The organism is Streptomyces sp. NPDC107528 (genome assembly GCF_055639295.1).
Map to the genome: position 1 here is coordinate 67,009 of NZ_JBVKAV010000003.1, position 17,531 is coordinate 84,539.

15 protein-coding genes are annotated in these 17,531 nt (G+C 69.8%); 3 read left to right on the forward strand and 12 right to left on the reverse strand.

The features are described from left to right. Positions 1–82 precede the first annotated feature (82 nt). Positions 83–691 carry a TetR/AcrR family transcriptional regulator gene (locus ACZ7L5_RS10235; RefSeq protein ID WP_471515998.1) on the reverse strand — a complete coding sequence of 203 codons (609 nt, stop codon included), beginning with the start codon at positions 689–691 and terminating at the stop codon, positions 83–85. 118 nt (positions 692–809) lie between these two features. Between ACZ7L5_RS10235 and ACZ7L5_RS10240 the strand changes: the two genes are divergently transcribed. Then, complete coding sequence (locus tag ACZ7L5_RS10240; protein WP_471516000.1) at positions 810–2,333, forward strand: cytochrome P450; 1,524 nt, start codon at positions 810–812, stop codon at positions 2,331–2,333. On the opposite strand, the gene ACZ7L5_RS10245 is transcribed toward ACZ7L5_RS10240, so the two are convergent. The 11 genes from ACZ7L5_RS10245 to ACZ7L5_RS10295 form a co-directional block, all read right to left on the reverse strand. After that, positions 2,295–3,128 (reverse strand): pentapeptide repeat-containing protein, encoded by an 834-nt coding sequence (locus ACZ7L5_RS10245; RefSeq protein ID WP_471516002.1) that lies wholly within the window; start codon positions 3,126–3,128, stop codon positions 2,295–2,297. The two genes, ACZ7L5_RS10240 and ACZ7L5_RS10245, sit on opposite strands and share 39 nt — an antisense overlap. Positions 3,129–3,183: 55 nt before the next feature. Continuing rightward, positions 3,184–4,077 (reverse strand): RNA polymerase sigma factor SigJ, encoded by an 894-nt coding sequence (gene sigJ / locus ACZ7L5_RS10250; RefSeq protein WP_471516004.1) that lies wholly within the window; start codon positions 4,075–4,077, stop codon positions 3,184–3,186. Positions 4,078–4,113: 36 nt separating this feature from the next. Continuing rightward, the gene (locus tag ACZ7L5_RS10255; protein ID WP_328877535.1) at positions 4,114–4,857 is read right to left on the reverse strand and encodes a PIG-L deacetylase family protein; all 744 of its coding nucleotides are present in this window, start codon (positions 4,855–4,857) and stop codon (positions 4,114–4,116) included. A gap of 28 nt (positions 4,858–4,885) precedes the next feature. After that, positions 4,886–6,187 carry an alpha/beta fold hydrolase gene (locus ACZ7L5_RS10260; RefSeq protein WP_471516006.1) on the reverse strand — a complete coding sequence of 434 codons (1,302 nt, stop codon included), beginning with the start codon at positions 6,185–6,187 and terminating at the stop codon, positions 4,886–4,888. A 132-nt stretch (positions 6,188–6,319) separates the two neighbouring features. Next, a complete protein-coding gene (locus tag ACZ7L5_RS10265) occupies positions 6,320–7,342 on the reverse strand; it encodes a LacI family DNA-binding transcriptional regulator (protein ID WP_471516008.1) in 1,023 nt (340 codons plus the stop codon). An 87-nt stretch (positions 7,343–7,429) separates the two neighbouring features. Further along, positions 7,430–8,860 (reverse strand): BNR repeat-containing protein, encoded by a 1,431-nt coding sequence (locus ACZ7L5_RS10270; protein WP_471516010.1) that lies wholly within the window; start codon positions 8,858–8,860, stop codon positions 7,430–7,432. Positions 8,861–8,901: 41 nt separating this feature from the next. Beyond that, the gene (locus ACZ7L5_RS10275; protein ID WP_471516736.1) at positions 8,902–9,222 is read right to left on the reverse strand and encodes an L-rhamnose mutarotase; all 321 of its coding nucleotides are present in this window, start codon (positions 9,220–9,222) and stop codon (positions 8,902–8,904) included. Between the two features lie 35 nt (positions 9,223–9,257). Next, positions 9,258–10,340, reverse strand: coding sequence for a rhamnose ABC transporter substrate-binding protein (rhaS, locus tag ACZ7L5_RS10280; protein ID WP_328877540.1), 1,083 nt, complete (start codon positions 10,338–10,340; stop codon positions 9,258–9,260). A 30-nt stretch (positions 10,341–10,370) separates the two neighbouring features. After that, a complete protein-coding gene (locus ACZ7L5_RS10285) occupies positions 10,371–11,363 on the reverse strand; it encodes an ABC transporter permease (RefSeq protein WP_365059565.1) in 993 nt (330 codons plus the stop codon). Next, the gene (locus ACZ7L5_RS10290) at positions 11,356–12,396 is read right to left on the reverse strand and encodes an ABC transporter permease (protein ID WP_471516013.1); all 1,041 of its coding nucleotides are present in this window, start codon (positions 12,394–12,396) and stop codon (positions 11,356–11,358) included. The genes ACZ7L5_RS10285 and ACZ7L5_RS10290 overlap by 8 nt, the downstream gene beginning before the upstream one ends. Continuing rightward, positions 12,393–13,910, reverse strand: coding sequence for a sugar ABC transporter ATP-binding protein (locus ACZ7L5_RS10295; RefSeq protein ID WP_471516015.1), 1,518 nt, complete (start codon positions 13,908–13,910; stop codon positions 12,393–12,395). Before ACZ7L5_RS10295 ends, ACZ7L5_RS10290 begins: the two co-directional genes overlap by 4 nt. Before the next feature lie 282 nt (positions 13,911–14,192). Between ACZ7L5_RS10295 and rhaI the strand changes: the two genes are divergently transcribed. Then, positions 14,193–15,353, forward strand: a complete 1,161-nt coding sequence (rhaI, locus tag ACZ7L5_RS10300) for an L-rhamnose isomerase (protein ID WP_471516017.1) — start codon at positions 14,193–14,195, stop codon at positions 15,351–15,353. Between the two features lie 137 nt (positions 15,354–15,490). Next, entirely contained in the window at positions 15,491–17,530 is a 2,040-nt protein-coding gene (locus ACZ7L5_RS10305; protein ID WP_471516019.1) for a bifunctional aldolase/short-chain dehydrogenase, read from the forward strand. The last annotated feature ends 1 nt before the right edge of the window (position 17,531 follow it).

Consider the following 17,531-nt stretch of genomic DNA (forward strand, 5'->3'; position numbering starts at 1 on the left):
TCACCTAACCTATCGAAGATCGAGCCGCACGCCAACCAGCCACGGCCTTCCGGCGGTATCTCTTCGAGGTGCGCGGGGGGACTCAGCAGGCGATGACACCCAGCAGGGCGCGGGCGCACAGGTCGCGCACCTGCTCCCGCGAGAGGTCGGCACCCCGCAGCCACTCCAGACAGACGGCCGTGGTGAACGCCAGCCAGCCGCGCACCGCGAGCCGGACGTCGGGCCGCTTCTCGAAGGCCGGGCCGAACTCGGGGTCGGCCGACATCGCCGCCAGGATCTGCTTCTCCTGCGCGGCCAGGGCTTGTTGATAGACCTTGCGCACGGCCTGGTCGCCGGCCGCGTCGGCGCGATGGAAGGCGCGGTAGCCGTGCGCGTGCGCCTCGACATACTCCAGATAGGTGTCGAGGCCCGCGGCGAGTTGCTCGCGGACCGGGACTCCGGGCACGGCGGCCGTCATCCGCAGCATGCGCTCGCTCTCCCGCTCGACGACGGCCGCGAAGAAGTCACGCTTCGTCGGGAAGTAGTGGTAGAGCAGCCCGCGCGAGACGCCGGCGATCTCGGCGACCTGCTCGATCCACACCTCGTCGTACGGACTCTCCGAGAACAGCCGGGCCCCGACCGCGAGGAGCTGCTCACGGCGTTCCTCCGTGCTGAGCCGGCGGCGGGTGCGCTCGCCCTGGTTCGCGGCCATGCCCGCACTTTACTTGACGCGGGTTCAACAGCGGGATCAGACTGATTCGCGTTATTGAACCCACGTACAACGAGCTCAACGTGCCGCTGGATCAGGGGAGATCGAGGGAGATCGCGTCATGGCGGAGTCAACGACCGGGTCCAAGCTTCCGAGGGGATTCCGCAGCGCCGAGCAGGGCTGGCCGGAGCTGTCCCGCATCCCGCATCCGCCGCGCCGGCTCCCGCTGCTCGGCGATGTGCTCGGCGCCAGTCGGCTGACGCCGCTGCAGGATTCCCTGCGGTTCGCCCGGCAGTTGGGGCCGATCTTCCGGCGCAAGGCCTTCAACAAGGAGTTCGTGTTCGTGTGGGGCGCAGGCCTCGCGGCCGACATGGCGGACGAGTCGCGGTTCGCCAAGCATGTGGGGCTCGGCATAGCCAACCTGCGGCCGGTCGTCGGGGACGGCCTGTTCACGGCGTACAACCACGAGCCGAACTGGCAGCTGGCGCACGACGTTCTGGCGCCGGGGTTCAGCCGGGAGGCCATGGCGGGCTACCACCCGATGATGCTGGCCGTCGCCGACCGGCTCATGGACTCCTGGGACCGCGCCGCCGCTGCGGGCCGGGCGGTGGACGTGCCCGGGGACATGACCAAGCTGACCCTGGAGACCATCGCCCGCACCGGGTTCGGGCACGACTTCGGCTCCTTCGAACGCGCCCGCCCGCATCCCTTCGTGACGGCGATGGTCGGCACGCTCAGCTACGCGCAGCGGCTGAACACCGTGCCGTCGCCGTTCCTGCTGCGGCGTGCCGCACGGCGCAACCAGGCCGACATCGGCTACCTCAACCGCACGGTCGACGACCTGGTCCGCGCCCGTACGGCGGGCGGCGGCGGTAACGGGGACCTGCTGGACCGGATGCTGGAGACAGCCCATCCGGAGACGGGCGAGCGGCTCTCCGCGCAGAACGTACGCCGGCAGGTGATCACCTTCCTGGTGGCCGGCCACGAGACGACCTCGGGCGCCCTCTCCTTCGCCCTGCACTATCTGTCCCGGCACCCGGACGTCGCGGCTCGCGCCCGCGCCGAGGTGGACCGCGTGTGGGGCGACACGGCGGCGCCGGGCTACGACCAGGTGGCGCGGCTGCGGTATGTGCGCCGGATTCTCGACGAGTCGCTGCGGCTGTGGCCGACGGCGCCGGCCTTCGCCCGGGAGGCGCGCGAGGACACCGTGCTCGGCGGCGACCATCCGATGCGGCGGGGCGCCTGGGCACTGGTGCTGACGGCGATGCTGCACCGTGATCCGCAGGTGTGGGGCCCGGACGCCGAGCGCTTCGATCCGGACCGCTTCGATCCACAGGCCGTACGGACGCGTGCGTCGCACACCTTCAAGCCGTTCGGGACGGGGGCGCGGGCGTGCATCGGGCGCCAGTTCGCGCTGCACGAGGCCACGCTGGTGCTGGGCCTGCTGCTGCGCCGGTACGAGCTGCCGGCCGACCCGGGATATCGGCTGCGGGTGACGGAGCGGCTGACGCTGATGCCGCAGGGGCTGCGGCTGCGTGTGCAGCGCCGGATGCCCGGCACCGCGCGCACTGGGCCCGCCCCGTCCGGGACCGCCGAGAGCGCGACGTCAGACGTCCGCTGTCCAGTGCACAGGTCGGCCGACTGACGCGGGCAGCCGTGTGCCGGCGCTGCCCCGGGCCGCGTTGAGCTGGGGCTGGGTCAGGAAGAAGGCGTCCGTCAGATCGGCGTCCGTCAGGTCGGTGTCGCGCAGGTCGGCGCCGATGAGGTCCGCGCCGCGCAGATCGGCGCCGGTCAGGTCGGCGGCGATGAGGTAGGCGCCGCGCAGGTTCGCGCCCCGCAGGTCGGCGCCCCTCAGCCGGGCGCCCATCAGGTCCGCGCCCCGGCGGTTCTTCTTGCGCCCGCCGCCGATGCCGGCCCTGGCCAGCTCGCTGGTCTTGAGCAGGAGCACGTTGACGTCCTGCCGGTGCGCGGCCACGTCCAGGGCCGCGAGGTCCTGCGGGGTCCCCCGGGTGAGCTCCTCGGTCCTCTCCAGGATGCGCCGCAGGTCGGCGTGGAGGGGGCGGGCGGCGGGCAGGGCGAGTGCCTCGGTGAGGTACCAGAGCAGTTCGTGGAGCTGACGGACGACCGGGAAGACGTCGAACATCTGCCGGGCGTGCTCGCGCGAGCCCGTCCGCCAGTCCTGTCCGTCGAAGGTGACCTGTGAGACCTTCTGGCCTGCCCCGAAGCAGTCGTAGACGGTGCAGCCGGTGAAACCGGTCTGCCGGAGCCGGTCGTGGATGCCGCAGCGGTGGTCGTCACGGAGGTTGCGACAGGGCTTCCCGGCCGCCTTGTCCACCGCGAAGTCTGCCGACGCGGCGAAGGGCAGGGCCACACAGCACAGCCCGAAGCAGTTGGTGCAGTCACCGTGCAGGCCGGCCCGGTCGAACATCTGATCTTGCATACCATTCAGCTTACGGAACGAATAACTCACCGATGAGTTTCCGCTCCCGAGTGACTCAGCCGTCGAGGCCCGTCAGATCGAGGCCGCCGAGCCGGTCGGGGTCCGCCAGGATGAACATGTGCGTGATGCGGCCGTCGGCGACGGTGACGCCCATGACCGACTGCGTCCGCCCCTCGGGTGCGTGGACGACCCCGATCTCCCCGTTGACCAGCACGAGCTGCGCGTACCGCGCGAACTGAGCGAACAGCAGCGCCTGTTCGGCCACCGGCTTCGCACCGCGCACCACCTTCGACGCCGCCGCACCGCGGACCAGCGGCCCGGAGTCCGCGCGCAGCACCACGTCCGGGTCGAGGACCGCGAGCAGGGCCTCGAAGTCCCCCGCGCGGGAGGCCGCCATGAAGGCGTCGAGGACCTGCCGCTGTCTGCCGAGGTCGGGCTCGGACGACGGCGTCGCGCCCCGCACCCGGCGCCGGGCGCGACTGGCCAGCTGCCGGGTGGCGGCCGAGGAGCGTTCCACGATCGGCGCGATGTCGTCGAAGGGCACCGCGAACATGTCGTGCAGCACGAACGCGATTCGCTCGGCGGGATCCAGCGCCTCCAGCACCACCAGCAGTGCCAGGCCCACCGAGTCGGCCTGGAGAACCTCCTGCTCGGGATCGATCGTCGACAGCGGTCTGATCACGGGGTCGGGGACGAAGGTGTCGTCCAGGGGCTCCTCGTGGCGCCGGGTGCGCGAGCGCAGCATGTCCAGGCAGACCCGGCCGACGACCGTGGTCAGCCAGGCGCCGAGGTTCTCGATGGCGCCCGCGTCGCTGCGGCTCAGTTTCAGCCAGGTCTCCTGGACGGCGTCCTCCGCCTCGGCGAGTGAGCCGAGCATGCGGTAGGCGACCGCCCTGAGACGGCCGCGGTGCTCCTCGAAACTGTTCGCCAGCGCTTCCGTGTCGTTCACCGTGCTGCCCCCGTCTCCCCCGTCAATCCTTCGGAACTACCGGCCGAACAGTTCGAACGCCACCGCCGGCTTCCCGCCGAACCGCTCCCCCAGCGCCTCGGCGTTCGCGGTGAGGAAGCCGCGGGCGTACGTCTCCGGGTCCTCGCTCGTCAGCACCTCGATGTAGGTGCGGTGTTCGAGCAGCGAGCGCACCGCCCGCTCCAGGCCCGCCGTCGCGTCCACCGCGTGCGTGGGGGTACTGGAGCCGGCGACGGCCACCCAGCGGACGCCGTTCCAGGGCTCCAGGCCCTGCTCGATGAGCTCCGGGAAGATCCACCGGTTGCCCGCGTCGCCGGCCGCGTCCAGCGTCGCGCGGCCGACCGCCACATGGTCCGGGGTGTTCCAGGCTACGCCGCCCCAGGTGTCCCGGTGGTTGAGCGTGATCACCAGCTCGGGCCGGTGCCTGCGGATCGCGGCGGCGATGTCGCGGCGCAGGTCGATGCCGTACTCGATCACACCGTCCTTGTGGTCCAGGAACTCCACCGCCGACACGCCCACGACGGCCGCACTGGCCTGCTGCTCGCGCTCCCGCAGCGGTGCGCACTTCGCGGGTTCAAGTGTGTCGATGCCGGCCTCGCCGCGGGTTGCGAGGACGTAGGTGACCTCGCGGCCGGCGTCGGTCCAGGCGGCGACCGCCGCCGAGCAGCCGTACTCGAGGTCGTCCGGGTGCGCGACGACGGCGAGCGCGCGCTGCCAGTCGTCCGGCATGGGCTTCAGCTGAGTGATCGTCGGCTCGGTCATGTCCGCACACTAACGCGTGACACCGACATCACGCTTCGTCACGGGTGAGCGCGAGCAGCCGGTCCAGGACTCGGGGGCCGCCGGCCCGGACGCCGTCGTGTTCGAACTCGTCCGTCACCCAGGTCCGCAGGCCGCGGATGGTGCGAGCAGTGGCGAGGGAGTGGGCGGTGTCGACGTACATGTCGTCGTGGTAGACGGCCGCCGCGACCGGCACCTCGTTGGCGGCGAGGCGCGCCGGGTCGTACAGGGGCTGCCAGTCGGTGCGGGCGGCGAGGAGTTCGGCGGTCTCGCGCAGCGGGCGCAGCGCGGGGTCGCAGTCGAACATCCAGGGGTGGATCGTCTCGCCGGTGAACAGCAGCGGTGCGTCGCCCGCGAGGGTCTTGGCGGCGTCGAACTGCGGGAACTCCGCGCGCACACGCTCGGCGGACCAGTCGGTGGGGCGCGTGTCCTGGCCGTAGATCGCCTCGTGGACGAGGGCGTACAGCGGGTGGCTCGCGTACGACAGCAGACCCTGGACCTCCTCCTGGAAGGTGTCCGAGAGGGCGGATCCCTGCGGGGTGCGGACGAAGGCGTCCTCCAGCAGGTAGTGCAGGCGGTGGCTGCCCTCGCTGCCGCCGAGCAGGATGCCGAGCGACTGGAAGGCCTCGGCGGTGAGGCGGTAGCCGTTCGGCAGGACCACGTCGTTGGCGAGGAGGTGGTCGGCGATGCGGCGGGCGCGCTCGACGTCCTGCGGGTAGCGGGCGTAGTGCGCGGCGACCTTGCGCTCGATGCGCGGGTAGGCCGCCCGGTACACGTCGTCGGCGTGCGCGTCGAGGGAGGGCAGGCCGCCGGTGACGACCGCGGCGGTCAGGCCCTCGGGGGCGGTGGAGAGGTAGTTGACCGTGCAGAAGCCGCCGAAGCTCTGGCCGAGGACCGTCCAGGGGGCGCCGCCGGTCACCTCGCGGCGGATGGCCTCGCAGTCACGCACGATCGAGTCGGCACGGAAGTGCGTGAGGTAGTCGGCCTGTTCGGCGGCGGCGCCGCGCAGCGGGAGCGTCTGGCGGTTGGCGGGCGCGGAGTGGCCGGTGCCGCGCTGGTCCAGCAGCAGGACGCGGTACTCCTTGAGCGCGCGGCCGAGCCAGGCGCCCTTGCCGACGAAACGGTTCGCCCCGAAGCCGGGGCCGCCCTGCAGGTAGACCAGCCACGGCTGGTCCTGGTGTGCCTTGTCGCTGGCGACGACCTCACGGGCGTAGAGCTCGATCGTCTCGCCCGTCGGGGCGTCGTGGTCGAGGGGCACGGTGAAGTGGCGGTCGGTGAGGACGACGCCGGGCTGGCGGTAACTGACGGTCAACAGGGCTCCCGGGACGGAGGGTTTTCGGGCCGCGTCCCAGTTCAGCACATGTTCGTCCACCGACCGAGCCCTGGGATCATGAAATCCTACTGAACGACCGATCAGTGACCCCGGGTCCGGACCGCCTGAGGATCAGCGGGCCGACAGGCTGGAGCGCCGCACCACCAGCTCGGGCTGGAGTACGACACGCCGGTGCTCGTGCCGCTTCGTCCCGTCCTCCTCCGTCTCCTCCAGCAGCATCTCCGCCGCGAGGGTGCCCATGGTGACCGCTGGCTGCCGCACGGAAGTGAGGGGGACGGCCGCGGCGGCGGCGAACTCGATGTCGTCGTAGCCGACGATCGCCAGGTCGTCGGGGACACCGACGCCCGCGGCATACATGGCCTGCAGGACGCCCAGGGCGAGCAGGTCGTTGGCGCAGAAGACGGCGGTGGGGCGGTCGGCGAGGCCGAGCAGTCGGGCGCCCGCGTCCCGGCCGGCGGCGACGTCGAGGCGCTCGGTGGGCAGCTCGCGCAGGTTCTCGGGTCCGAGGCCGGCCTCCTCCAGCGCGTGCAGGGAGCCGGTACGGCGGTCGCGGACCTGGTTGAGACCGGGCGGGCCGCTGACGTACGCGATGGAGCGGTGCCCGGCGTCGACGAGGTGACGTACGGCCAGCGCGCCGCCCGCGACGTCGTCGACGGAGACCGAGCACTCGGTGGTGCCCTCGGCGACCCGGTCGACCAGGACGAAGGGGATGTTGTGGCGGCGAAACGTTTCGATGTTACGTCCGGTGGCGTCGGCCGGGGTCAGCAGCACGCCCCTTACGCGCTGCTCGGCGAAGAGGGAGAGGTAGTCGGCCTCCTCGCCGGCGCTCTGCGCGCTGTTGCAGACCATCACGCCGAGTCCGGCGTCGCGCGCGGTCCGCTCGGCGCCGCGCGCCACGTCGACGAAGAAGGGGTTGCCCATGTCCAGGACGAGCAGTCCCATGATCCGGCTGCGCCCCGCGCGCAGCTGGCGCGCGGACTCGCTGCGGACATAGCCCAGCCGGTCTATCGCGGACTGCACGCGCGCCCGGGTCTCCGTGGCGACCGCGTCAGGACGGTTGATGACGTTGGACACCGTGCCGACGGAGACTCCGGCGGCACGTGCGACGTCCTTGATACCCACCGACTGGGCCATCGGGCAGGGACCTCCAGAAAGACTCGTAAGACGCGGGGCGGCGGGAAGGCCTTCACATTACCGTCATGCCGCCCACATCGGCTGCGATCAGGCAGGCAGGCGGAAGTTGAGGTTGCGCAGCGCCGAGGGTGTCGTACCGCTGGACTTCTCCTGGTACATGATCGACAGGTAGTGGTCCTGACCGACGCGCGTCTCGTCGATCACGACCTCGCCGAAGGCGTTCAGCCCGGCGGTGACACCGTCGTACAGCACCGTCCAGTCCGTGTGTCCGGAGGCCTTGGAGGCTCCGGCTATCCGGCAGAACGGGAAGATCGCGTACGCGTTGTCGTACTTGTCCAGGATCAGCTTGGTGCGCTGGCTGGAGTTCAGCGGGACCGGGATCTCGGTCTTCTGCCAGGCGCCCGAGGCGTTCTTGCGCACATGGAAGGCGCGGCCGTTCGCGGTGCGGTCGGCGACGTAGTCGGTGGTGCACTGCCCGAAGCGGCCGGGGACATAGCTGATGATCGCGTGCGGCAGGCCCGCGGAGTCGGTGAACTGGCTCTCCTGGTTCATCAGGGAGTGGTCCGGGTTGATCGCGTCGATCACCAGTCCGCTGTCGGTGACGGCGACCTTGTCGGAGCCGCCGGTCGTGCCGACGACGGTGCCGGCGTTGTTGCGCCAGGTCCGGCCGCGGTCGTCGGAGTAGACGTAGCCGGTGTCGTGATTGGTGATACCGCCGCCGTTGCACATCACGGCGCCGTTCTGCTCGCGCCAGGTGAAGAAGGAGTGCAGGCGCCCGCCCCCGTCGTAGTCGATGCCGTGCAGGTACATGTTGCGGGCGGTCGAGGAGCCGTGCTCGCTGGTGTACGTGCCGGTGGAGCCGGACCACTCGCCGAGGTTCGTCCAGGTCGAACCGTCGTACTCGGCGAGGGCGTTTCGGCCGTTGCCGGAGACGGCGACCCGGTAGCTGAGCTGGAGTCTGCCCTCGGGGGTGGAGATGAACTGCGGGTAGGTGAACTGCGAGGTGAGTGCGAGGCCGTCCAAGGTCGACCGGGGTGCGCCGAAGCGGCTCGCGGTCCAGCTCAGGCCTGCCGGGTTGTCCATCAGCCCGGCGACCGACTTGACGTAGGTGAAGCCGTCGCTGTGCGAGTCCATGTTGAGATGGAGGCGGCCGTCGACCTTCGAGATCCCCATCGAGATGACGTTGTGGGAGTCGTCGTAGCGCAGGGTGTGGCCCACCTTGACCGTGGACCAGGTGGCGGCGCCGAGCGCGCGGCGGCCGACGACGGCGCCTCGGTCGGCGGTGTACCAGACGGCGTACTGGTAGCCCTTGTAGGTCAGCAGGCCGTTCTTCTGGAAGGCGTTGTTGTTGACCAGGCCGTCGTACGACACGAAGAAGATGGCCTGAGTGTCGAGCGTGGTCGTGCCGGTCAGGGTGAGGGACGGACCGGGGCCGGCGGCGCGGGCGGTGCCGGACGCGAGGGCGGGGGTCATCACGGCTCCGGCGAGGGCGGCGCCCAGCAGGGTGCGTCTCTTCATCTCGGGGACTCCGTTGTCGGCGAGGAGTGGGGAGGGGCGGGTCAGGCGAGGTGGAACACCTCGGTGAGCGGTTTCATGGCCTCGTCGGGCCGGGCTCCGTCCAATGACTCGAAGAACGACGCCATCTCCGCCTGCCAGCGGGCGTTGACATCGGTGGCTTCCATACCGGCCACGGCGGCGGCGAAATCCTCGGTCTCCAGGTAGCCGACGAGCAGGCCGTCGTCCCGCAGGAAGAGCGAGTAGTTGTGCCAGCCGGTGGCCGAGAGCGCTTCGAGCATCTCGGGCCACACGGCGGCGTGCCGCTCGCGGTACTCGTCGAGGCGGTCCGCCCTGACCTTCAGCAGGAAGCACACGCGCTGCATCAACGACCCTCCGGGGCCTAGAAGGTGAAGACGGCTCAGAAGTTGAACTTGTCGATGTTCTTGGCGTCGAACACGGTCGGCTTGCCGAGGCTGATCACGCCGTCCTTGCCGATGGTGTACTCGCCCATGTCGCCGGCCTTGAAGGTCTCGCCCTCCTTGCCGGTGATCTGGCCGGAGACCAGGGCGACGGCGGTACGGGCGGCCAGCTCGCCGAGCTTCGAGGGGTCCCACAGCTCGAACGCCTCGACGGTGCCGTTCTTCACGTACTTGCGCATGTCGTTCGGCGTGCCGAGGCCGGTCAGCTTGACCTTGCCCTTGTACTTCGAGCCGGAGAGGTACTGGGCGGCCGCCTTGATGCCGACCGTCGTCGGGGAGATGATCCCCTTCAGGTTCGGGTACTCCTGGAGCAGGCCCTGGGTCTGCTGGAAGGACTGCTGGGCGTCGTCGTTGCCGTACGCGATCTTGACGAGCTTGATGTCCTTGTACTTGGGGTCCTTGAGCTCGTCCTTCATGAAGTCGATCCAGGTGTTCTGGTTCGTCGCGGTCTGCGCGGCGGACAGGATCGCGATCTCGCCCTTGTAGTCGATCTGTTCGGCGAGCAGCTGCACCTCGGTGCGGCCGAGGTCCTCGGCGGACGCCTGCGAGACGAAGGCGTTGCGGCAGTCGGCGGTGGTGTCGGAGTCGTAGGTGACGACCTTGATGTCGTTCTTCATGGCCTGCTTCAGCGCGGTGCACAGGGCGCCCGGGTCCTGCGCGGAGACGGCCATCGCGTCGACCTGCTGCTGAGTGAGCGTGTTGACGTAACTCACCTGTCCGGCGGTGTCGGTGGCGCTGGACGGCCCGACCTCCTTGTAGCTGGAGCCCAGCTCCTTCAGCGCGGCCTCGCCGCCCTTGTCGGCGGAGGTGAAGTAGGGGTTGTTGACCTGCTTGGGCAGGAAGCCGACGGTCAGGCCCTTCTTCAGCTCGGCGTTCGGGTCGGCCTTGCCGGCGGTGGCGGCGGAGGCGCCCTCGTTCTTGACGTCCTCCTTGGTGGTGCCGCCGCATGCGGTGAGGGCGAGAGCGAGGGACGTGGCGGCGGCGAGAGCAGCGGAGGCGCGGCGGAGGGATGACTTGCGCATGGTGGGAGTCCTTTTCGAAGAAGGGCTGAGTTACGAGGTCGGAGTCGAGGCGGCTCTGCGGCCCGCCCTCGCTACGGAGATCTGCCGTGCGACCCGCGGGCCGAGCACGGAAAGCACGAGCAGGACGCCGGTGACGACGATCTGCGACTGGGCGGAGACGTCCTGGAGGCTCATGACGTTCTGCAGCGCCCCCAGCAGGAACACCCCGGCGATGGCGCCGCCCAGGGTGCCCTTGCCGCCGTCGAAGTCGATGCCGCCGAGCAACACGGCGGCCACGACGGAGAGTTCGAGCCCGGTGGCGTTGTCGTAGCGGGCGCTCGCGTAGTGCAGCGCCCAGAAGATGCCGGTGAGGGAGGCCATCAGGCCGGTCACCGTGAACAGGATCAACTTCTGCCGCTTGACACGGATACCGGCGAAGCGCGCCGCCTCCTCGCTCGCGCCGGTGGCGAAGACCGACCGCCCGAACGGCGTGGCGTGCAGGGCGACCACGGCGATGGCCAGCAGGACGAGGAAGGGCAGGAAGGCGTACGGAATGAACGTGTCGCCGATCCGCCCCGCCGCGAAGTCCAGGTACTGGGACGGGAAGTCGGTCACCGCGTCCGACCCGAGCACGATCTGCGCGATGCCCCGGTAGGCGGCGAGCGTGCCGATCGTGACGGCGAGGGACGGCAGGCCCAGCCTGGTCACCAGGAGCCCGTTGATCAGACCGCACACCACACCGAGCAACAGACAGATCGGAATGATCGCCTCGATCGTCATGCCCTGGTTCCACAGCGCACCCATCACGGCGCCCGAGAGCCCCGCGGTCGATGCGACCGAAAGATCGATCTCGCCCGAGACGACCAGCAGTGTCATCGGCAGGGCGATCAATGCGATCGGAAGGGTGTTTCCGATCAGGAACGACAGGTTGAGAGCGTTGCCGAATCCATCGACCGTGGTGAAGGACAGCAGGAGCACGACGATCAGGAGGGCGCCGACAACCGTGTCCCAGCGAACGGCGCGCGTGAGCGACGAGTCAGCCATGGCGTGCGTTCCTCTTCTTCAGGGCGTTGGCCACGCGCAGCGCGACGATCCGGTCGACCGCGATGGCGAGGATGAGCAGGATGCCGTTGATGGCGAGCACCCAGACGGAGCTGACGCCGAGGGCGGGCAGGACGCTGTTGATGGAGGTCAGCAGCAGCGCGCCGAGGGCGGCGCCGTAGACGCTGCCGGAGCCGCCGGTGAAGACGACGCCGCCGACCACGACCGCGCTGACGACGGTGAGTTCGTAGCCGTTGCCGGTGCCGGAGTCGACGTTGCCGAACCGGGCCAGGTACAGGGCGCCCGCGAGACCGGCGAGGGCGCCGCAGAAGGTGTACGCGGCGAGGATCCGTTTGCGGACCGGGATGCCGGCGAGGCGGGCGGCCTCCGGGTTGGAGCCGAGGGCGTACAGCTCACGGCCGCTGCCGAAGTGCTTGAGGTAGTACGCGGTCGCCACGACCATGGCGAGGGCGATCAGCGCCAGCCACGGCACCGCGGAGATACCGCCGGAGCCGAAGTCGACGAAGCCGTCGGGGAGGTCGGCCGCGGTGATCTGGCGGGAGCCGACCCAGATGGAGTCGATGCCGCGGATGATGTAGAGGGTGCCGAGGGTGACGACGAGGGCGGGCACCTGGCCGAGGCTGACGAGCAGTCCGTTCAGCAAGCCGAAGCCGATGCCCATCAGGACCGCCAGGAGCACGGCGAGGACCGGGTTCCCGCCGCCCTGGAGGTACGTTCCGGCGGCGAAGGCGCTGATGCCGAGTGTGGAGCCGACGGACAGGTCGACGTTCCGCGTGATCACCACCAGCGACTGGCCCGTGGCGACCAGGACGAGGATCGTCGCGTTCAGCAACAGGTCCTTGATGCCCTGTTCGGTGAGGAACTCGCTGTTGCCCAGCTGGGTGACGACGATCATCACCACGAAGACGACCAGGATGGCGAGTTCGCGCATCTTGAAGACGCGGTCGACCAGGCGGGTGCCGCTGGACCTCGGTACGTCGGTGACAGGGGCCTCCTTGGGAGTGATCACCGTCATGCGGCGGCCCTCCCCGTTGCTGCGGCCATCACGGTTTCCTCGGTGGCTTCGGAGCGCGGGATCTCGGCGGTGAGGCGTCCCTCGTGCATCACGAGCACGCGGTCGGCCATGCCGAGGATCTCGGGCAGGTCGGAGGAGATCATCAGGACGGCCACGCCGTCGGCGGCCAACTCGCTGAGCAGCCGGTGCACTTCGGCCTTCGTACCGACGTCGATGCCCCGGGTGGGCTCGTCGACGATCAGCACCTTGGGGCCGGTCGCGAGCCATTTGGCGAGGACGACCTTCTGCTGGTTGCCGCCGGACAGAGTGTTGACGGTGTCGGCGATCCGCGCGTACTTGACCTGGAGCTTGACGGCCCAGTCGAGGGAGCGGCTGCGTTCGGCGCCGCGGTCCATCAGGCCGGCCTTCACGGTCGTACGCAGCCCGGTGAGGCCGATGTTGCGCTCGATGGACATGTCCATCACCAGGCCTTGCGCGCGCCGGTCCTCGGGGACGAGGGCGAGGCCGGAGGCCATGGCGGTGGAGGGGGCGCCGTTGGTGAGGGCCTTGCCGCCCACGGAGACCTCGCCGGCGTCCCAGCGGTCGATGCCGAACACGGCCCGCGCGACCTCCGTACGGCCCGCGCCGACGAGGCCCGCGAGACCGACGATCTCACCGCGCCGTACATCGAAGGAGACGTCGGTGAAGACGCCTTCGCGGGTCAACCGGCGTACGCTCAACGCCACTTCGCCCGGCTCCACGTCCTGCTTGGGGTACATCTCGTCGAGGTCGCGGCCGACCATCCTGCGTACGAGGTCGTCCTCCGTCATGCCGTCCAGCGGCTCGCTGGCGATCCAGGCGCCGTCGCGCAGGGTGGTGACCCGCCGGCAGATCTGGAAGATCTCCTCCAGCCGGTGGGAGATGAAGAGGACGGCGGCGCCCTGTTCGCGCAGGGCACGCACGACGCCGAAGAGCCGGGAGACCTCGCTGCCGGTGAGGGCGGCGGTCGGCTCGTCCATGATCAGGACGCGGGCGTCGAAGGACAGCGCCTTGGCGATCTCGACGATCTGCTGGTCGGCGATGGACAGGCCGCGCGCGGGGCGGTCGGGGTCGAGTTCGACGCCGAGCCGCTGCATCAGCGCGAGGGTCGCGGTGTGCGTGGCCTTGTGGTCGATCCGGCCGAGGGCGCGCCGTGGCTGACGGCCCATGAAGATGTTCTCGGCGATCGACAGGTCGGGGAAGAGGGTCGGCTCCTGGTAGATCACGGCGATACCGGCGTCGCGGGCGTCGCCGGGGCCGTGGAAGACGACGGGCGCGCCGTCGAGCAGCACCTGGCCGGCGTCCGGCCGGTGCACTCCGGCGAGCGTCTTGATCAGGGTCGACTTGCCCGCGCCGTTCTCCCCGGCGAGGGCGTGCACCTCCCCGGGAAACAGCTCCAGGGAGACGTCCCGCAGGGCGCGGACCGCGCCGAAGGACTTGGAGATGTCCCTGAGCGCAAGAACCGGGGCCGGACCCGTGGTGGACGGGTGGGTCATGGGGGCTCCTCGACAACGTCGGCGGGACGGCCCTCTCGACGTCGTGAAAGGTTTCAACTTGGTTGCCGGGACGTTAGGCACGGAGCCCATGTCACGTCAATGGGTCCGTGTCGAAAAACTTTCGATGAACGAAGGTCACGGCCGAGTCACAACAAGAAGCCGTGGCCGCGGGGCTTGACACCCCTTCGGGGGCCTCATACGTTCCCGTCTTGAATCGTTTCACGACCAAGCTTTTCAGATGTCCACCGTCCGACTTCCGTCCCGACGTCACAGGAGCCCTCAGTGACCGAGCTCGCCGCGGTGAAGGCCGCACTCAAGACCCAGGCAGTCGAAACGCCGTCGTGGGCGTACGGGAACTCGGGGACGCGGTTCAAGGTGTTCGCCCAGCAGGGCGTTCCCCGGACACCGCAGGAGAAGCTGGACGACGCCGCTCAGGTGCACGCGTTCACCGGTGTCGCGCCGACCGTCGCCCTGCACATCCCGTGGGACAAGGTCGACGACTATGCGGCACTGGCCAAGCACGCCGAGGAGCGCGGCGTGAAGCTGGGCGCGATCAACTCCAACACTTTCCAGGACGACGACTACAAGCTGGGCAGCGTCTGTCATCCGGACGCGGCGGTGCGACGCAAGGCCGTCGATCATCTGCTGGAGTGCGTCGACATCATGGACGCGACGGGCTCCGCCGATCTGAAGCTGTGGTTCGCGGACGGCACGAACTATCCCGGGCAGGACGACATCCGCTCGCGGCAGGACCGCCTGGCCGAGGCTCTGGCGAAGGTGTACGAGCGGCTCGGGGACGGGCAGCGGATGCTGCTGGAGTACAAGTTCTTCGAGCCGGCCTTCTACACGACGGACGTGCCGGACTGGGGCACGGCGTATGCGCACTGCCTGAAGCTCGGGCCGAAGGCGCAGGTCGTCGTCGACACCGGGCATCACGCGCCGGGCACCAACATCGAGTTCATCGTCGCGACGCTGCTGCGGGAGGGGAAGCTCGGCGGATTCGACTTCAACTCGCGCTTCTACGCCGACGACGACCTGATGGTGGGGGCCGCGGATCCGTTCCAGTTGTTCCGGATCATGTACGAGGTGGTGCGTGGGGGCGGGTTCACGACCGACGTGGCCTTCATGCTCGACCAGTGCCACAACATCGAGGCGAAGATCCCGGCGATCATCCGGTCGGTGATGAACGTGCAGGAAGCCACGGCGAAGGCGCTGCTGGTCGACCCGGAGGCGTTGGCTGCGGCCCAGGCTTCCGGTGACGTGCTGGGCGCGAATGCGGTGCTCATGGATGCATACAACACGGATGTGCGGCCGTTGCTGGCCGAGGTTCGGGGAGAGATGGGGATCGATGCGGATCCCATGGGTGCGTATCGCCGTTCCGGGTGGGCCGAGAAGGTCGTGGCTGAGCGGGTTGGTGGGCAGCAGGCCGGTTGGGGGGCGTAAGCGTCTGCCGGGTTCTCATTCGTCGCGGGCTGCGAGCCGTTGTGGCTGGTCGCGCACACGCGGCGGTAGCCGCACATCCAACACGCCCCGCGCCCCTAGGTACGTGCACTCCCCTCCCTCCAAAAGGACTGAAGTTCATGGCAACTCATCCCGAAGCCGCCGCCCTCCTCGCCCGGTCCCACCGTCTCGGCTCCGATCCCCGCAACACGAACTATGCCGGCGGAAACGCGTCCGCCAAGGGCACCGGCGTCGACCCCGTCACCGGCCGTGATGCCGAGTTGATGTGGGTCAAGGGGTCGGGTGGTGACCTCGGCACGCTCACCGAGGCCGGGCTGGCGGTGTTGCGGCTGGACCGAATGCGGGCCCTCGTCGACGTCTACCCGGGCGTCGAGCGTGAGGACGAGATGGTCGCCGCGTTCGACTACTGCCTGCACGGCAAGGGCGGGGCGGCTCCGTCGATCGACACCGCCATGCACGGGCTCGTGGCGGCCGCGCATGTCGATCATCTGCACCCCGACTCCGGCATCGCTCTCGCCTGTGCCGCCGACGGGGAGAAGCTGACCGCCGAGTGCTTCGGGGACAGCGTGCTGTGGGTGCCGTGGCGGCGGCCCGGGTTTCAGCTGGGGCTGGACATCGCCGCGGTCAAGGAGGCCAATCCGCAGGCCATCGGGTGCGTGCTCGGTGGGCATGGCATCACCGCCTGGGGTGACACCTCCGAGGAGTGCGAGCGCAATTCGCTGCACATCATCCGGACCGCCGAGACGTTTCTCGCCGAGCGCGGGAAGCCGGAGCCGTTCGGGCCGCTGATCGAGGGGTACGCGGCGCTCGGCGCCGGCGAGCGGCGGGAGCGGGCCGCGGCCCTGGCGCCGGTCATCCGCGGCATCGCCTCGCAGGACCGCCCGCAGGTCGGTCACTTCACCGACTCCGAGGTCGTCCTCGACTTCCTCGCGAGCGCCGAGCACCCGCGACTCGCCGCGCTCGGTACGTCCTGCCCCGATCACTTCCTGCGCACCAAGGTGCGGCCGCTCGTCCTCGACCTGCCGCCGACCGCTCCCCTCGACGAGGCGATCGCCCGGCTGGGGGAGCTGCACACCGCGTACCGCGAGGAGTACGCCGCCTACTACCGGCGGCACGCCCTGCCCGACTCCCCCGCCATGCGCGGCGCCGACCCGGCGATCGTGCTGGTCCCGGGCGTCGGCATGTTCAGCTTCGGCAAGGACAAGCAGACCGCCCGGGTCGCCGGCGAGTTCTACGTCAACGCCGTCAATGTGATGCGCGGGGCCGAGGCGGTCTCGACGTACGCGCCCATCGAGGAGTCCGAGAAGTTCCGTATCGAGTACTGGGCGCTGGAGGAGGCCAAGCTTCAGCGGATGCCGAGGCCCAAGGCGCTCGCGACGCGGGTCGCGTTCGTGACCGGCGCCGGAAGTGGGATCGGGAAGGCCATCGCGCACCGGCTCGTCGCCGAGGGCGCGTGTGTGGTGGTCGCCGACCTCGACGCCGACAACGCCCAGGCCGTCGCCGAGGAGCTGGGCGGGCCCGACAAGGCCGTGGCGGTGGCGGTGGACGTCACGTCCGAGGAGCAGATCGCCGACGCGTTCAAGGCGGCCGTGCTGGCTTTCGGCGGAGTCGATCTCGTCGTCAACAACGCCGGTATCTCCATCTCCAAGCCCCTCCTCGAGACCTCGGCCAAGGACTGGGACCTGCAGCACGACATCATGGCGCGTGGCTCCTTCCTCGTGTCGAGGGAGGCGGCGCGCGTGATGACCGCCCAGCGGCTGGGCGGGGATGTCGTCTACATCGCCTCCAAGAACGCGGTCTTCGCCGGGCCCAACAACATCGCCTACTCGGCCACCAAGGCCGACCAGGCTCACCAAGTGCGGCTGCTGGCTGCCGAGTTGGGCGAGCACGGCATCCGCGTCAACGGCGTCAACCCGGACGGCGTGGTCCGCGGGTCCGGGATCTTCGCCGGGGGTTGGGGTGCTCAGCGGGCCGCCGTGTACGGGGTCGAGGAGGACAAGCTGGGTGAGTTCTACGCCCAGCGGACCATCCTGAAGCGGGAGGTGCTTCCCGAGCATGTCGCGAACGCCGTATTCGCGCTCACCGGCGGGGACCTGACCCACACCACGGGACTGCACATCCCGGTCGACGCCGGCGTCGCGGCCGCCTTCCTGCGGTGAG